Here is a 14,856-nt window from a genome sequence, read left to right as displayed (position 1 = left end):
CAAACCTGAAGCTGTATTTATTTATGCCATCGATAAGTCAGATAACATTTGAGCGGAAGGTGCAAAGAAATACGCACCGGTTACTGCAGTGGTAAATCTCAACAATGTATCCGTCTTACCATCCGTTTCGCCATACATGCTATTAAGTAGCACTTTAAAATTATGCAGGCGATTACAATAAGCAATAAAGAACAAACCATGCTCACCTGATACCGAACCGTACGGTAAACTGTGGCGCACCATTTTCAAGCCTTTCCCTTCTTCTTTAATATCGACACGTCCAACATGCGATGTGGGTGGGACGTCATCCAACTCAATCGAATCTGGCTTTGTTCTGCCGATCACTTTCTCTTGCGCGGCAACCGACAAACGATTCCAAGCAGGAATGTCATGAAGAAAGCGCTGTGTCATCACATAACTACCACCAGCAAACTCACCTTCAGGGATAATAGCGACATCATAACGATCATTGCCTTTAGGATTTTCGGTACCATCAACAAAATCCGTCATATCTCTTGAATCAAGATAACGATAACCATACGTTTCATCCACAATTTCAACATCATTAACAATGCTATTCATAAGCTGACGTAACACATAAAAGTGCAAATCATGGCGAGTAGAATGGCAATGCAAAAGGACATCAACATCCGTAGCAGGGGCTGTAATATCGCCTTGGCCTAGCGCCACAAATGGTTCTAACTCTTCAGGCATACTTTGATTCGTTTTAGCCCAGAATTGATGAGAAAATGCTGTGGACAACACTAAATTAGCCCCAGCTTGATGCGTGTTCAATTCTTCTATTAACGTTGGCAGAGCTTTAAATTGTGCAAGTACTTGCTCATGGTTTGATTTAATCTTGAATAAGCAATGCAAAGAAAAAGGATTCGCTTCTGGCGTAATCGCCGTTTGTGGGTGTGACATTAATACTTCCTTATTCATATTCTCATTTAATAATTATTAGTAACTAATTCGCTAAACCTGTATATCATCAGGTCACATTTGGTGCGATAAAGGTATCTTTAGCTCGTTGTGATTGAAATAAAAAAAGAAGCAGCCAAATCAATCCAAGCATGGTTAATGCATCGCTCCAATTAAACATCCAACGCGTTTGTGTTAAATGATAAAGCGTAACCATAAACTGAGCCACTGCAACAAAGATGGTATAGCCTCGACCTAACGCGACAATCTTATTTAACCACTGTCGCTCTGGCGTTCTCAAGGAAATAGACCACACAAGAATCACCACAGGTAGGCTCAATGCAAGCCCTAAATATAAAGTATTGTTCACTGGATATATAATAGACAACAAACGAGCCCCTAAATCTCGGCTCGCGCTGGCAATAATAAAAACAATCCAAGCTTTAGCCAAAAAAAGCCATCCTAGCCACAGCCAAAAACACGGCTTTAAGAAGCCATTTTTATCATATTCTTCGATAGCGTAACGCAATGATTAGCCCTTTTTTGTCTTTCTAGTCATTTAACAACAAAACCCGAATCATTGGAATTGTAGCTTCAAGTACTCAGGGTATATGTTAATCTAATGGCCGTTATATAGCTTGGCTATTTCTTCTACTTTACCAAACTCTGGTGGCATAAAAACCATGAAATCACAAAAAAATACCATCTCACCGCAAACTCAACAAGAAGCACTAGCGGTTGCAAAAGCCACACAGAAACCAAACCAGACTAAAGAACAAACAAAGCTCGTTGCGCAAGGAATAGAGAAAGGGATTACCTTGTATAAAAAACAACAAAAAGAAAAGCAACGAGAGGCAGATAAACTAAGAAAAAAACAAGCAAGTAAACCGTTTGAATCCAAAATTGAGGATACAAGAATTGCACCTCAACCAGCAACAAGATCAAATTCTGCATTGCCTTGGTTATTATTGGCGGCCAGTTGGATCGGGTTTATTTCGTATCTATTATTATCGACGCACTAAGGCCAAGCTGCTTTTCGAGTTTTTGCAGCCATTGATTCAACACCCTCAAATCAAAAGGTCCCCAGTTTTCTACTTGGTAGTAACCATCATTATGCCGACGACCATCTTGAATAAAAGACAAGCATATTCCTATTAAGGGTAAAGCTTTAAGTGAGTCTTGGATAGTTCTTCTCGGCCATCCAGTACACTCAATTAACAGCGGAACATTCGGTCGCTCCAAGTGTTCAATTAATAAAGCTATATATAATCGTCTCGCAAAAATTGGGCTTAATTCCACCACGGGTTCCTAGGTCAAATGAAATATTATTACCATTATCTATAAAAAGTGTCCTTGCCATCTTGCGTAGGATCAAAAGCAATGAATCCTTTTTGTTAGTATCATGTTTATCTCATTGTATGAATTGTGTAGGATTCAGGGATAACGAGATTAAGTAACCAGCGTACTGATAAAAAAGGAATCAAAGCATGCTGACCATGTATGGCATCCCAAATTGCGACACCATTAAAAAAGCGAAAAAGTGGCTTGAAGCTGAAGGAATTGAGTATCAGTTTCACGATTACCGTAAATCAGGCATTGATGACGCTCTAATCAGCACATTTTTTGATAAATTTGATTGGGAAACCGTGTTAAACAAACGTGGTACCACTTTCCGTCAACTGACAGATGAGCAGAAAGCTAACCTAAGTGAAGAGACAGCTCTTACATTATTAATAGAACAACCGGCGATGATTAAACGCCCCATTCTACTTAGTGACAACATCGCTTTAATTGGATTTAAAGCCGCACAATACGAAGAATTTTTAAAATAAGGAAATTACACGGATGTCAGACAGCCCAGTACTTGCTCTCGCGCAAGATTTATTACAACGTCAATCAGTAACACCTGAAGATGCAGGTTGCCAAGATCTTATGATTCAACGCTTAAAAGCACTTGGCTTTGAAATTGAAGTGATGGTATTTGAAGATACTACCAACTTCTGGGCTCGTCGCGGCTCTGAATCGCCTTTATTTGCTTTTGCTGGACATACTGACGTTGTGCCTTCAGGCCCGCTTGAACAATGGCATACACCTCCATTTGAGCCGACTATCATCGATGGTTACTTACATGCTCGTGGCGCGGCTGATATGAAAGGTTCATTGGCCTGCATGGTTGTTGCTGTTGAGCGTTTTTTAGCAGAACACCCGAATCATAAAGGTTCGATTGCTTTCCTTATCACTTCTGATGAAGAAGGCCCATTCATTAACGGCACGACTCGAGTCGTTGATGCATTAATGGCGCGTGATGAAATCATTGATATGTGTATTGTGGGCGAACCATCAAGCACAAACCAAGTCGGTGATGTAATTAAAAATGGTCGTCGTGGCTCGATTACGGGTGACTTAACCGTGAAAGGGGTGCAAGGTCATGTGGCTTACCCTCACCTTGCCAATAACCCAGTTCATCATGCATTACCGGCATTAACTGAGCTTGCCTCCACAACGTGGGATAACGGCAATGAATTCTTCCCACCAACCAGTTTTCAAATCCCAAATTTATCCTCAGGTACTGGCGCATCCAATGTGATCCCTGGTGAATTCCATGTTCAGTTTAATTTCCGCTTTAGCACGGAGCTAACCGATGTTGAAATCAAACGTCGAGTTCACTCAGTACTGGATGCTCATGGATTAGACTACGATTTAAAATGGACCTTAAGCGGTCACCCATTCCTGACAGATAAAGGCCCACTGATTGATGCTGTTGTTGCGGCGGTAAAAGCTGTCAACCATCAACCTGCCCAGCTTTTAACCACTGGAGGCACTTCTGATGGGCGTTTTATTGCTCGAATGGGTAGTCAAGTCGTTGAGTTAGGTCCTGTCAATGCTACCATTCACAAGGTTAACGAGTGTGTCAAAATTGCCGACTTGGAAAAACTGACCGATATGTACCAAAAAACATTAGAAAATAGCTTGTTATAATGGAACGCTATTCACTTGAGCAACTTACAGGATTAACCCAAACCCACCTAACCTCAGTGTTGGTAGGTGAGAAAACGTTTTTGATCCATAAAGCGATCAAACCTGCTCTTGAAGGTTTAATTCAAGATGCTCGAGTGAATGGATTTGAGTTCTCCATAGCCAGCAGCTTTCGTGATTACGATAGACAAGCAGAGATTTGGAACAATAAATTCAGTGGGCAAAGAGCCATTCTTGATAGCAACAGTCAACCACTCAATCCTGTTTTATTGACGGATTTAGAAAAAACAATCGCAATTATGCGTTGGTCTGCCTTGCCAGGTGCCAGTCGCCACCACTGGGGTTGTGAGTTGGATGTCTATGCAAGAAACTGCCTGCCAAAAGATGTCACATTACAGCTAGAACCTTGGGAATATCAAAGCGGCCATCAAGCGGAGTTTTCACAATGGTTAACACAAGCGCTGTCAACATTTGAGTTTTATCTGCCTTATCAACAAGATTTGGGTGGTGTAGCAATAGAACCCTGGCACATAAGCCATCAAACTGTGAGTTCCAATATGCTTGCTCAAATGACCGAAGAAAAATTAGCACTTATTTGGAAGCAATATCCATTCTTGGGCGTTGAAACGGTTCTAGACAATATCGAAACACTTTATAATCGTTTCATAACAAACATTACCTTTCCTTCAGCCTCATAACATAAGTAGGCAATATGGACTTTGATTTTTTACTAAACCCGTGGGTAATCAGCATCATTATTGTGGTGTTTATCGTGGGTAATATCGCTTCAATGAAATATTTGGGTCAATCGCACTTAGTGAGAAAAGATCCAAACAAAAAATCCGATCTCGATAGATTAATTGAAATATATAAAGAAAAAGATTCATCCGAGGCTTCTTCAGCTCAAAAAAAGTCTGAAAATGAAACGTCGACAAAAGAAGATGACACTAAGAACTGACTCCTAGAGAGTAACGATAAAATTTATCCATAAAAAAACACCGCATTTTGCGGTGTTTTTTATTTGATCTAAAGCAAACTTTAACTTTTATCAGTTTGATTGAGCTGAGCTGCTCTTATTTGTTGTATCAAACATGGCTTGAAGCACAGGACTTAGGCTATTCAATTCTTCTTGTGAAATTGGTTTACCATCCGCATCTGTTACGTTAATCGAAGTTCGGTTGTCCAAATCCCCGACTAAGAACGTATATTTACGGTTCTCGATCGTTAGAGGCTCAACATCCAATTTTTGCCAAACTTCATCATCTGGTGATTCATATTTGGTTTCAATCGTGCCTTGAGAGTTGTTTTTATCCTCAATAGCAAAACCAATTTGTGGTAATACATCATCTAACCTTGACCAAACAAGATTGTAAGGTGCTCGCGCAATAATAACCGGTAAACCGCTACGATCTAATCCCATCGTTACTGGTACTTTATTGACTAACTCTAATGCGCGAATACGAGCTTCTTCTGTCACTTGCTTATCGTATTGGTTCGTAATGTAGTTCACCATATTACTAGAATAACGATCTTTAATATCAGGAGTCAGTTCAACATTCTTATTGTTTTCACGAAACTCAATAAGCGAGACTTTAAAGCCATATCGACCAGCTGGCTCTAAACGATTAATGAGATAACGGCCAGCAATAGGAAATGATTCATCTTCCGCACTTAAATTAACCCAATCCGTTTCAATCGTGGTTGCGGTATCGGTCTTAAGTGTAATATTTTTCTCATTAGCAACGGTATGAATAAGATCCCATACTTTATCTAGCTCATCTTGGTTAATCAGCCATAACGTTACATCATTATTTGATTTTTCAACGCGAGCTCCAGGGATCAGCTCCAACACTTGTTGTGGTGGTCTAATATCAACATCAGGCCCAGTATTCCCCGTATAATTTCCTTTAGGAATTCTATATTGAGGGTAGAACTGAGGCTGTGCATCAGATGGGATAACCCATTGCTGATCTAAAGTTGTATCTAAATAAGCAAAATCATCTTTAGCTTGTCGGCGTTTTTCCGGATCCCCAGCACACGCTGACAATACTAGAACAGCTAGAGTACTAACAACTAGCTGATGAGAAAATTTCATATCAATTACAACTCCTGAAAATCAATCTGAGCCAATAAGCTCAAATTCATTATTGAATACCCGCATCTTTAAGTGCTTGTGCAACAATCACTTTACCTTTATCACTCAATTCGGTTAAAGGTAAACGTAAATCGCCTTGTGCTATCAAGCCAAGTTGATGTGCTGCCCATTTCACTGGAATTGGGCTTGATTCAATAAATAAATGTTTATGTAAAGGCATGAGTTTCTGGTTGATTTTATCGGCTTCTTCTAACTTGCCTTCAGCGGCAAGTTTAAACATTTCAGCCATTTCAGCCGCTGCAATGTTATTGGTTACAGAAATTACACCATTACCGCCAAGCTTAACAAAATCAAGACCAGTAGCATCATCACCACTTAGTAAGATAAATTCTTCGCCACAAAGTTCACGAAATTTTTCAACTCGTGAAAGATCACCTGTAGCGTCTTTAATACCAACGATTTTATCTAGCTGAGATAAACGACCTACCGTTTCTGGTAGTAAATCGACTGCAGTACGCCCCGGTACGTTATATAAAATAACCGGCACTTCACTAACTTCCGCAATCGCTTTGTAATGCAAATATAAACCTTCTTGAGTCGGTTTATTGTAATAAGGCGTGACACTTAAACACCCAGCAACACCAGAGTTATTCAATAAACGGCTAAATGTCACCGCTTCATGTGTTGCATTAGCGCCGGTTCCAGCAATAATAGGAATGCGACCCGCAGCAAACTCGACTGCCTTGTTCACAACCTTAACATGTTCTTCTACGGTTAATGTGGCTGATTCACCCGTCGTTCCAACAGCAACAATGCCACTTGAACCCGACTTGATATGGTATTCCACTAGATTTTTAAGGCTATCATAGTCCACTTCATCGCTATGATTGAAAGGCGTAACTAGTGCAACAATACTTCCTGAGAACATGTTTATCTCCTTATAGAATTCTTCTAGCATGTTACTTTAACCAAAGTAATAAAAACAAGGGTTCAAGCTCCCTTTCTGACTATTTACCGCGAAATAATTACATAACTCTCACTTCAAGCGATAACACACTCTTTACACACCACAAATAACAACAAACCCTGGGACAATTTTAAAGAGAACCCGTAAGTAACTTATGAATTGTGTTAACCTTTATGGAGTGTTTATTTTTCAACATGGGTAATGAATTATGATTCACCATTTAGTGATTACTGCGGTTGGCTCGGATAGGCCAGGAATCGGTAACCGTTTAACGAAAGCGGTCACGCATTCTGGCTGCAATATTATCGACAGTCGATGGGCACTATTTGGTAAAGAGTTTACGTTAATCATGCTGGTATCCGGCGATATGAACGCCATTACCAAAACAGAAACCTTATTGCCGTCAATCAGTTCAGAACATGATCTGATGGTCATCATGAAACGCACAGCGCCCCATCAGCCACCGCTATACACTTATAAAATCGATGTTTCCGTGCAATCGGATGATAAGCTAGGCTTAACCGATGCTTTTACTCAGTTTTTCTCCGATCATGATATCAGCATTGCTGAACTGAGCGCACAAACGCTTTGCGTCAAATCAAATGATTCCCCATCAAAAACACCAAACAACGAGACCAATCGATTCATCATGACTATGTCTGGATTGTCCGAAGTGGATTTTGACGTTGAATCATTACAAACGAAATTTAATGCGTTGTGTATTAGCCAATCAGCGACAGGAAGTATTGAGGTTATCGCTAATTCACACTGACATTTACCCCCAATTAACCGCCATTTATTAAGGAAAAATCATGCAAACATTAACGGCTGGCTCTCCAGCGCCTGCGTTTTCACTTTTAGATCAGGATGGTAAAAACGTATCACTTGGTGATTTTAAAGGTCAAAAAGTATTGTTTTATTTTTACCCTAAAGCCATGACACCGGGTTGCACAGTTCAAGCCCAAGGTTTACGAGATGTGAAAGAACAACTGGATGCACTGAATGTCGCCGTATTGGGCGTCAGTATCGATCCTGTGAAACGCTTAGGTAAGTTTATCGAACGTGACAATTTAAACTTCACCCTTCTTTCCGATGAAGACCACGCAGTGGCAGAACAGTTTGGCGTTTGGGGCGAAAAGAAATTCATGGGGAAAACTTATGATGGATTACACCGCATCAGTTTCTTAATTGACGAAAATGGCATGATTGAACATGTTTTCAATAAATTTAAGACCAAAGATCATCACGAAGTAGTGTTAAGTTATTTCCAAGATAAAGCTTAGTCTTACCTCCAAAGATTGAATGGATCAAAAGACAAAGAACCCTCAACGTTCGCCACATAAACTGGCGTTCAACAATTGAGGGTTCTTTTTGATCTCACTAGGCTTTTCTAAAACTCACTTTACTGATTACTGGCTCATTCTTGAACTTCTTCAACATTAGCATCAGAGCTCGGTAAGGCATTCCATACCGCTTTTACCAATGTGGCAAGTGGAATGGCAAAGAACACTCCCCAAAACCCCCACAACCCACCGAAAACCAATACGGCAACAATAATGGCAACAGGGTGCAGGTTCACTGCTTCAGAGAACAATACCGGCACTAAAACGTTACCGTCTAGCATTTGTACAATACCGTAAGCGATCATCAACCAATAAAACTGAGGCTCAAGCCCCCACTGGAATAATGCAACTAACGCAACCGGGACGGTGACCGCAACGGCGCCAATGTATGGGATCAGTACAGAGAAACCAACAGCAACAGCTAAAAGCACTGGGTATCTTAGGCCTAATACCGCAAACACCACATATGTCGCCACACCTACAATGACTATCTCGACCACTTTACCGCGAATGTAGTTAGAGATTTGGGTATGCATCTCATCCCATACTTTGGTCGCTAATTTACGGTTTTTAGGCAGTACGCCACTTAAGATGCACATCAGCTCAGATTTATCTTTTAGTAAAAAGAAAATCAGTAAGGGTACCAAAACTAAATAAACCGCTAGCGTCGCAATACTTAGTAAAGACGTCATTGAACCTCTTAATAAAGCGTCCCCCATACCCAATATTTTTGATTGAGCATTATTCATGATCACTTCAATAATCTGAACATTAGCAAAATCGGGATAGCGCTCTGGTAGGCTCGCAATATAACGTTGAAACATGGTATACATGCTTGGTAAATCATTAAGCAAGCTGGCGACTTGTTTCCAGATCGTTGGAACTAACCCAAAGAATGCAAGTAACATTAGCCCTATGAACAATGCCACAATAATGACAACATTCACTATTCTAGGAATACCTAACTTAGACAAACGATTCACTGGCCATTCAAGCAAATACGCCAATACAATTGCGACCAATAACGGTGCAATTAAATGGCCAAAGAAATAAATAGTAACAAACCCAAATAATAATATAGCGACCAAGCTGACCGCATGAGGATCAGAAAAACGCCGCTTGTACCAGCGTACGATCATTTCAAACATTGAAGCTATTCCTTTTTAGTAACCAACAAAGAGCTGTATTCCGGCAGAGTAAGCACTTCGACAGAAAATGGTGACTGGTTGAAATATCGAACCATATCGTTAATCGATGCTCTGTCCATAGACAAAATGGTTAATGTCTCTTGAACAGAGAGTTGCGCACACTGTCGCTTGGCAAGTAACAATGCCATCGGGCAACGCTGTGATCTCAAATCCAGAGGGTTTACTTTCATTTTTCCATTCAATCTTTATGATAGAGTCATCATTGTAAATACTTTATATTAAAAAGAAACAAAGCATACACCTTAGGGTCTTAATCTTACGGTAAATTTAAAATGGATGTTGCTTAACTGATATGCGCCAATTTTTACGTACTACCGCATGTATTTGTCTCTCGACATTACTTTGCATACAACCCGTTGCTTATGCAGATCAAGACTTACCAGATATTGGAACTGCCGCAGCTGGTACACTGACTATTGCTCAAGAGTTAGAATATGGCGATGCTTATATGCGGATTCTGCGAAGCAGTAGTCCAATCATCAGCGATCCTGTACTTGACGAATATATTACTTCGCTCGGTCATCAGCTAGTTGCCAATGCTAACGATGTAAAAACCCCTTTTCACTTTCATCTTATCCGAGATCGAAGTGTTAACGCTTTTGCTTTCTTTGGCGGTTATGTTGTTGCGAATACCGGATTATTTTTACACGCCAACAATGAAAGTGAATTAGCATCGGTGTTTGCTCATGAAATTTCGCATATCACCCAAAGACACTTGGCTCGTCACATGGAAGATCAGGCAAGAAGAACGCCATTAACGATCGCCGCCTTAGTCGGTTCATTGCTACTCGCTATTGCCTCGCCAGAAGCAGGGATTGCCGCCGTCAATGCAACGACAGCAGGCTCTATGCAAGCCACTATTAACTATACCCGTTCAAATGAACAAGAAGCAGATCGCTTCGGTATTGCTACTTTAGCTCGGGCTGGATATGACCCAGAAGGGATGCCTGACTTTTTTGGCCATCTTGCTGATCAATATCGCTACGCTAGCACGCCACCACCTATGCTATTAAGTCACCCGTTACCTAAAGAACGTCTGACTGAAGCAAAAAACCGTGCTGCTCAATACCCTAAAGTCAACAAGCCCATTTCTTTAGATTTTCATCTTGCACAAGCACGAGTCATCGCGCGTTATGCCGGGATCGATTCCACTCAATCTCTCGATTGGTTTGCTCGTCATTTAAAGAAAGCTTCCCCGATTATCAAGCCGACCTTAGAGTATGGGCAAGCCTTAGTTTATATCGATAATAAGAAGCCTGAACAAGCTGAAGCAATTTTAACCAAGCTATTGGCCAATGACCCATACAACAATTTTTATTTAGATGCCGCATCTGACTTATACATCAATAAAAAGCAGTATGACAAAGCTTTAGACTTACTCAAAAAAGCTCTACAACGTAAGCCTAATAATCCAGTACTCACGGTCAATTATGCCAACGTCCTAATGGAAGCGAATCGAAGTAAAGAAGCGCTTCCTATTTTGCAACGTTTCACTCATGATCACCCCGATGAAACCGTTGGTTGGTCATTGCTAGCCGATGCCAATGCAAAGCTGCTTGATGAAGCAGAGCAACTGGCTGCACAAGCGGAGTTATTTGCACTACGTGCTAATTGGAATAAGGCTATCAGTAACTACACAAGATCAAGCCAGTTAGCTAAATTAGGTAGTCTCCAACAAGCAAGATACGATGCAAGAATCGACCAACTTCGATTGGAGCAGCAACGCTTCTCTGCTCTTAAATAAAACCAATACCAATGATTACTAAGTGATTGTTGGCATTGGAATCACCACTTATCAATAAAAGGAAAGCTCATGTCTGTTGTTATTTATCACAACCCAAGATGTTCAAAGAGTCGTCAAACTTTTGAATTATTAAAAGAAAAAGGTATTGAACCTGCCGTGGTGAAGTATTTAGATGACACCCCAAGCGTGAAAAGCTTAAAGGAAGTATTTCAACAATTAGGCTTGGCAAATGTTCGTGACATGATGCGCACTAAAGAAGATACCTATAAAGAGCTAAACCTTAACGACAGCTCTGTGACCGACGAGCAGTTATTTGAAGCCATGCATAACCACCCTAAATTAATTGAACGCCCAATCGTAATAGCCAATGGTCAAGCTCGTCTGGGGCGCCCACCAGAGCAAGTATTAGAGATCTTATGATTCCCTCCGTACAAGAAGCCATTAAGATCGTCGTGTTGTATCACAGCCGACATGGTACAACTCAGCAACTTGCACGCCATATAGCAAGAGGAGTGGCCTCCATTCCTCATTGCCAAGCCGTGCTGCGAACGGTGGCAGAAATAGAAGCTACCCCATCAGCAACACCTAACGATCCCATCATTGATCTTCAAGAATTAAAAGAATGTCATGGACTTGCGGTTGGAAGCCCAGTTTGGTTTGGTAACATGAGCGCGGCAATGAAACACTTTTGGGATCAAACCACCTCGCTATGGGTTGCAGGAAGTTTAATTGATAAACCCGCTTGCGTATTCACATCATCGTCATCGCCTCACGGTGGCCAAGAAACTACCTTACAGTCAATGACATTGCCTTTATTTCACCACGGCATGTTGATCATGGGGATCCCTTATTCTGAACCCAACTTACACACCAGCTTTAAAGGTGGAACCCCTTATGGGGCAAGTTCAGTATCCAAGGAAGGTCATGCAAGTTTAGATAAACAAGTTTCTGAACTGGCATTTTCTCAAGGACAAAGGCTTGCGAAAACGGCCCTAGCCCTTCAGTTATCCAATACCACTCAAACATCATAAGAATTACTCAATATGACGGATACATCGATACTTTCACTTCGCCAAGCACGTTATTTATCCCTCTCTAGCTATCTTTTATTGCTTACCTGGGTCGTGGTGTGGCATGCCTTTATTTCGCCTCATCCCGATCTAAACCCACTGGCTGTCACCATCGGGTGGTGTATTCCTTTATTATTGCCGTTTATCGGTATTATAAAAGGCAAAGCTTACACCCACGCATGGGCAAATTTCATTTTAATGTTTTACTTTCTGCATTCCCTAACCATTTTATATATCGATGGCGGAGAACGTTGGTTAGCCGTTGTGGAACTCATCCTGACGACAATAAACTTCGTGGGAAATATTCTATATGCACGCCAAAAAGGGAAAGAGATGGGGTTAAAGCTCACCCGACTATCTGAAGTAGAAAAGCAAGAAAAAGCACGTTTTGAAGGCAAGAAGTAGCCCATTTTCAAATAACTTGAATATGGGTATTGCCCGCCGACACAAATAAAAAACTACGCTTATGCCTTGAGCGACATTGAAATAACTCGTTGAATTTCTTGTCGTAACCAACGGTGTGCAAGGTTATTATGTTGCCTTGCATGCCACACCATAAAGTATTGATACGGTTCAACCTCTAACGGTGGTTCCATAATCACAATATCCAAATGCCCTGCCATGCTTTTCGCCAAACACTCAGGTAAAGTCAGCAGTAAATCACTTTGTTCAATGGCATAAGGCGCTGCCGTAAAATGTGGCAACCTTAACGCGACATGCCGTTTACGCCCGATCTTCGCTAATGCAACATCAATCGCACCTAATCTATCACCTCCCATGGTAATAAGCGCATGAGAAGCTTGACAATAATCATCCAAAGTCAGAGTGGTTTTCGCTAGAGGGTGCCCTTTACGCATAATGGTGACCAATCTGTCATTACCTAACGGTTGGGCATAAATGTCAGCTTGAACCGGTTGTCCCATACTGCTAAAGCTTAAATCAGCCTCCCCTAAAGCTAACTTACCCATAAGATCAGGCTGACGATTCAAACAATTAATTTTAATGTTCGGCGCTTGAGTAAATAAGGTTTTAAACACCGGAGGCATAAATACTTGAGCAAAGAAATCACTCATCATCAAGGTAAAGTCGGCTTGCGTTTCTTGTGGGTCAAATACTGCGGGGCTTAACAATGTTTCTGCGTGTTGCAACAAGCAATCCAAATCGGTCGATAAGCCCATCACTCTTTCGGTGGGCATTAATCCTCCTTTCGTTCTAACAAACAAAGGATCGCCAAATTGATGACGTAATCGTTGAAGTGTTCGACTCATTGCGGATTGAGTGACATTCAATTGTAACGCAGCTTTGGTAACACTCTTCGTACGAATTAATGCTTGTAGTGCCACCAGCAAATTAAGATCAACTTGGCTCAATTTATTCATGATATGACTCAGACTCATTTTGATAATTATTATTATGCATTAGAAATATATTACTTTAAGGTCTAATCTAGCAAGCAAGAATTCACCAAACCCACATATTAACGAGGTTTAACATGAATATTCAAAGTAAAGGTTACGCTCTCAAACAACGTCCAGCAGGGACACCGACATTAGATTGTTTCGAATTAAAAACCGAAATCATCTCTGAAATTAATGACGGTCAGATCATCATCAAAAACCTTTGGCTTTCTGTTGATCCATACATGCGTGGGCGAATGAGCGACGCTGAAAGCTATGTTCCACCCTTTCAATTAGGTGAAATAATGCAAGGTTCAGCAATTGGTGAAGTGATTGAATCAAAACACCCTGAGTTTAACGTTGGCGATAAAGTGAATAGCATGCTCGGCTGGCGTGAATACGCGGTATCAAATGGTGAGATGGTACAAAAACTACCTGAAACCTCATTACCAGAACAAAGCTTCTTAGGGGTAGCGGGTATGCCAGGCTTAACCGCTTGGGTTGGCTTAAATATCATCGCTGAGCTAAAAGAAGGAGAAACGGTATTGGTTTCAGCAGCTTCTGGCGCAGTGGGTAGCTTAGTCTGCCAATTTGCTAAACTAAAAGGTTGTCGAGTCATTGGTAATGCTGGTAGTACTGAGAAAGTTGAATGGCTCAAGTCATTAGGCGTTGATGCCGTCATTAACTACAAAGATTATCGCAATGCTGCAGAGCTTGAAGCGGCATTAGCTGAACATTGCCCAAATGGTGTTGATGTGTGTTATGAAAATGTCGGGGGTGACCACTTAGAAGCGGCATTAAACCTACTGAATCGATATGGTCGAATGGCAGTATGTGGAATGATTGACCTTTATAATTTAGCCGATGCTAAGGCTGGACCGAATAACCTCGCTAACATTGTTAAAAAGAGCCTGAAAATTCAAGGGTTCATCGTTTCAGATCATTGGGAACATTACCCTAACTACGTTGCCCAATTATCTCAATGGGCAGCCGAGGGTAAGGTTCATTGGAAAGAAACGACTCGTCATGGCATAGAGTCAACACCAGAAGCATTCTTAGGGCTATTTAAGGGTGAAAATATCGGAAAAATGCTGATCCAGCTGTAGTTTACATAAATATAAAATTCATACGCAAC

20 protein-coding genes are annotated in these 14,856 nt (G+C 41.1%); 12 read left to right on the top strand and 8 right to left on the bottom strand.

All coding sequences use genetic code 11. The features are described 5' to 3' along the window. Positions 1-21: 21 nt before the first annotated feature. Together A1QC_RS11345 and A1QC_RS11340 are read right to left on the bottom strand one after the other, a co-directional pair. Positions 22-924: a Dyp-type peroxidase gene (locus tag A1QC_RS11345; RefSeq protein ID WP_017025935.1), complete on the bottom strand. Its 903-nt coding sequence runs from the start codon at positions 922-924 to the stop codon at positions 22-24. A 67-nt stretch (positions 925-991) separates the two neighbouring features. After that, a complete protein-coding gene (locus A1QC_RS11340) occupies positions 992-1,450 on the bottom strand; it encodes a DUF2919 domain-containing protein (RefSeq protein WP_017025934.1) in 459 nt (152 codons plus the stop codon). Between the two features lie 154 nt (positions 1,451-1,604). Between A1QC_RS11340 and A1QC_RS11335 the strand changes: the two genes are divergently transcribed. Next, positions 1,605-1,943: a DUF2956 domain-containing protein gene (locus A1QC_RS11335; RefSeq protein ID WP_017025933.1), complete on the top strand. Its 339-nt coding sequence runs from the start codon at positions 1,605-1,607 to the stop codon at positions 1,941-1,943. On the opposite strand, the gene A1QC_RS11330 is transcribed toward A1QC_RS11335, so the two are convergent. After that, positions 1,912-2,220 (bottom strand): helix-turn-helix domain-containing protein, encoded by a 309-nt coding sequence (locus A1QC_RS11330; protein ID WP_017025932.1) that lies wholly within the window; start codon positions 2,218-2,220, stop codon positions 1,912-1,914. The genes A1QC_RS11335 and A1QC_RS11330 overlap by 32 nt on opposite strands. A 188-nt stretch (positions 2,221-2,408) precedes the next feature. On the opposite strand from A1QC_RS11330, the gene A1QC_RS11325 reads away from it, so the two are divergent. Genes A1QC_RS11325 through A1QC_RS15635 form a run of 4 tightly spaced genes read left to right on the top strand, consistent with a single transcriptional unit; the run spans position 2,409 to position 4,855 of the window. Continuing rightward, positions 2,409-2,753, top strand: coding sequence for an ArsC family reductase (locus A1QC_RS11325; RefSeq protein ID WP_017025931.1), 345 nt, complete (start codon positions 2,409-2,411; stop codon positions 2,751-2,753). 13 nt (positions 2,754-2,766) lie between these two features. After that, the gene (dapE, locus tag A1QC_RS11320; protein ID WP_017025930.1) at positions 2,767-3,900 is read left to right on the top strand and encodes a succinyl-diaminopimelate desuccinylase; all 1,134 of its coding nucleotides are present in this window, start codon (positions 2,767-2,769) and stop codon (positions 3,898-3,900) included. After that, positions 3,900-4,595 (top strand): M15 family metallopeptidase, encoded by a 696-nt coding sequence (locus A1QC_RS11315; protein ID WP_017025929.1) that lies wholly within the window; start codon positions 3,900-3,902, stop codon positions 4,593-4,595. The genes dapE and A1QC_RS11315 overlap by 1 nt, the downstream gene beginning before the upstream one ends. A gap of 14 nt (positions 4,596-4,609) precedes the next feature. Continuing rightward, positions 4,610-4,855, top strand: coding sequence for a hypothetical protein (locus A1QC_RS15635; RefSeq protein WP_017025928.1), 246 nt, complete (start codon positions 4,610-4,612; stop codon positions 4,853-4,855). A gap of 90 nt (positions 4,856-4,945) precedes the next feature. Here A1QC_RS15635 and bamC read toward each other — a convergent pair whose 3' ends face one another. Both bamC and dapA read right to left on the bottom strand, forming a co-directional pair. Beyond that, on the bottom strand, positions 4,946-5,992 hold the full coding sequence (gene bamC, locus A1QC_RS11305; RefSeq protein WP_017025927.1) for an outer membrane protein assembly factor BamC: 1,047 nt from the start codon (positions 5,990-5,992) through the stop codon (positions 4,946-4,948). Between the two features lie 49 nt (positions 5,993-6,041). After that, entirely contained in the window at positions 6,042-6,920 is an 879-nt protein-coding gene (gene dapA / locus A1QC_RS11300; protein ID WP_017025926.1) for a 4-hydroxy-tetrahydrodipicolinate synthase, read from the bottom strand. A gap of 247 nt (positions 6,921-7,167) precedes the next feature. Between dapA and A1QC_RS11295 the strand changes: the two genes are divergently transcribed. Further along, complete coding sequence (locus A1QC_RS11295) at positions 7,168-7,731, top strand: glycine cleavage system protein R (RefSeq protein WP_017025925.1); 564 nt, start codon at positions 7,168-7,170, stop codon at positions 7,729-7,731. Positions 7,732-7,771: 40 nt separating this feature from the next. Further along, positions 7,772-8,242: a thioredoxin-dependent thiol peroxidase gene (bcp, locus tag A1QC_RS11290; RefSeq protein WP_017025924.1), complete on the top strand. Its 471-nt coding sequence runs from the start codon at positions 7,772-7,774 to the stop codon at positions 8,240-8,242. A 134-nt stretch (positions 8,243-8,376) separates the two neighbouring features. On the opposite strand, the gene A1QC_RS11285 is transcribed toward bcp, so the two are convergent. Further along, positions 8,377-9,450, bottom strand: coding sequence for an AI-2E family transporter (locus tag A1QC_RS11285; protein WP_017025923.1), 1,074 nt, complete (start codon positions 9,448-9,450; stop codon positions 8,377-8,379). A gap of 5 nt (positions 9,451-9,455) precedes the next feature. Continuing rightward, positions 9,456-9,680 carry a sulfurtransferase TusA family protein gene (locus A1QC_RS15385; protein ID WP_084021881.1) on the bottom strand — a complete coding sequence of 75 codons (225 nt, stop codon included), beginning with the start codon at positions 9,678-9,680 and terminating at the stop codon, positions 9,456-9,458. A 122-nt stretch (positions 9,681-9,802) separates the two neighbouring features. Between A1QC_RS15385 and A1QC_RS11280 the strand changes: the two genes are divergently transcribed. The 4 genes from A1QC_RS11280 (at position 9,803) to A1QC_RS11265 (ending at position 12,729) form a co-directional block, all read left to right on the top strand. After that, a complete protein-coding gene (locus tag A1QC_RS11280) occupies positions 9,803-11,254 on the top strand; it encodes a beta-barrel assembly-enhancing protease (RefSeq protein WP_017025922.1) in 1,452 nt (483 codons plus the stop codon). A gap of 69 nt (positions 11,255-11,323) precedes the next feature. Then, positions 11,324-11,674, top strand: a complete 351-nt coding sequence (gene arsC / locus A1QC_RS11275; RefSeq protein WP_017025921.1) for an arsenate reductase (glutaredoxin) — start codon at positions 11,324-11,326, stop codon at positions 11,672-11,674. Further along, entirely contained in the window at positions 11,671-12,285 is a 615-nt protein-coding gene (gene wrbA, locus A1QC_RS11270; protein WP_017025920.1) for an NAD(P)H:quinone oxidoreductase, read from the top strand. The genes arsC and wrbA overlap by 4 nt, the downstream gene beginning before the upstream one ends. A 12-nt stretch (positions 12,286-12,297) precedes the next feature. Then, the gene (locus A1QC_RS11265) at positions 12,298-12,729 is read left to right on the top strand and encodes a DUF2069 domain-containing protein (protein WP_017025919.1); all 432 of its coding nucleotides are present in this window, start codon (positions 12,298-12,300) and stop codon (positions 12,727-12,729) included. A gap of 59 nt (positions 12,730-12,788) precedes the next feature. Here the strand turns inward: A1QC_RS11265 and A1QC_RS11260 are convergent, their stop codons facing one another. Next, positions 12,789-13,703, bottom strand: a complete 915-nt coding sequence (locus tag A1QC_RS11260; RefSeq protein WP_017025918.1) for a LysR family transcriptional regulator — start codon at positions 13,701-13,703, stop codon at positions 12,789-12,791. Positions 13,704-13,816: 113 nt separating this feature from the next. Here A1QC_RS11260 and A1QC_RS11255 point away from each other — a divergent pair, with 113 nt between their 5' ends. Next, positions 13,817-14,827, top strand: coding sequence for an NADP-dependent oxidoreductase (locus A1QC_RS11255; protein ID WP_017025917.1), 1,011 nt, complete (start codon positions 13,817-13,819; stop codon positions 14,825-14,827). The last annotated feature ends 29 nt before the right edge of the window (positions 14,828-14,856 follow it).

This window comes from Vibrio rumoiensis 1S-45 (assembly GCF_000286955.2).
Taxonomy (GTDB): Bacteria; Pseudomonadota; Gammaproteobacteria; order Enterobacterales; family Vibrionaceae; genus Vibrio; species Vibrio rumoiensis_A.
The sequence above is the reverse complement of the archived record's forward strand: the minus strand, read 5'-3'. Positions and strand labels throughout refer to the sequence as shown.

Excerpts from the sequence above, each read along its gene's own strand:
- A1QC_RS11255 (WP_017025917.1), top strand. The coding sequence starts at position 13,817 with ATGAATATTCAAAGTAAAGGTTACGCTCTCAAACAACGTCCAGCAGGG.
- A1QC_RS11315 (WP_017025929.1), top strand. The coding sequence starts at position 3,900 with ATGGAACGCTATTCACTTGAGCAACTTACAGGATTAACCCAAACCCAC.
- bcp (WP_017025924.1), top strand. The coding sequence starts at position 7,772 with ATGCAAACATTAACGGCTGGCTCTCCAGCGCCTGCGTTTTCACTTTTA.
- A1QC_RS11285 (WP_017025923.1), bottom strand. The coding sequence starts at position 9,450 with ATGTTTGAAATGATCGTACGCTGGTACAAGCGGCGTTTTTCTGATCCT.
- A1QC_RS15385 (WP_084021881.1), bottom strand. The coding sequence starts at position 9,680 with ATGAAAGTAAACCCTCTGGATTTGAGATCACAGCGTTGCCCGATGGCA.
- bamC (WP_017025927.1), bottom strand. The coding sequence starts at position 5,992 with ATGAAATTTTCTCATCAGCTAGTTGTTAGTACTCTAGCTGTTCTAGTA.
- A1QC_RS11295 (WP_017025925.1), top strand. The coding sequence starts at position 7,168 with ATGATTCACCATTTAGTGATTACTGCGGTTGGCTCGGATAGGCCAGGA.
- wrbA (WP_017025920.1), top strand. The coding sequence starts at position 11,671 with ATGATTCCCTCCGTACAAGAAGCCATTAAGATCGTCGTGTTGTATCAC.
- A1QC_RS15635 (WP_017025928.1), top strand. The coding sequence starts at position 4,610 with ATGGACTTTGATTTTTTACTAAACCCGTGGGTAATCAGCATCATTATT.
- A1QC_RS11335 (WP_017025933.1), top strand. The coding sequence starts at position 1,605 with ATGAAATCACAAAAAAATACCATCTCACCGCAAACTCAACAAGAAGCA.
- A1QC_RS11260 (WP_017025918.1), bottom strand. The coding sequence starts at position 13,703 with ATGAATAAATTGAGCCAAGTTGATCTTAATTTGCTGGTGGCACTACAA.
- dapE (WP_017025930.1), top strand. The coding sequence starts at position 2,767 with ATGTCAGACAGCCCAGTACTTGCTCTCGCGCAAGATTTATTACAACGT.
- A1QC_RS11280 (WP_017025922.1), top strand. The coding sequence starts at position 9,803 with ATGCGCCAATTTTTACGTACTACCGCATGTATTTGTCTCTCGACATTA.
- arsC (WP_017025921.1), top strand. The coding sequence starts at position 11,324 with ATGTCTGTTGTTATTTATCACAACCCAAGATGTTCAAAGAGTCGTCAA.
- dapA (WP_017025926.1), bottom strand. The coding sequence starts at position 6,920 with ATGTTCTCAGGAAGTATTGTTGCACTAGTTACGCCTTTCAATCATAGC.
- A1QC_RS11345 (WP_017025935.1), bottom strand. The coding sequence starts at position 924 with ATGTCACACCCACAAACGGCGATTACGCCAGAAGCGAATCCTTTTTCT.
- A1QC_RS11265 (WP_017025919.1), top strand. The coding sequence starts at position 12,298 with ATGACGGATACATCGATACTTTCACTTCGCCAAGCACGTTATTTATCC.
- A1QC_RS11325 (WP_017025931.1), top strand. The coding sequence starts at position 2,409 with ATGCTGACCATGTATGGCATCCCAAATTGCGACACCATTAAAAAAGCG.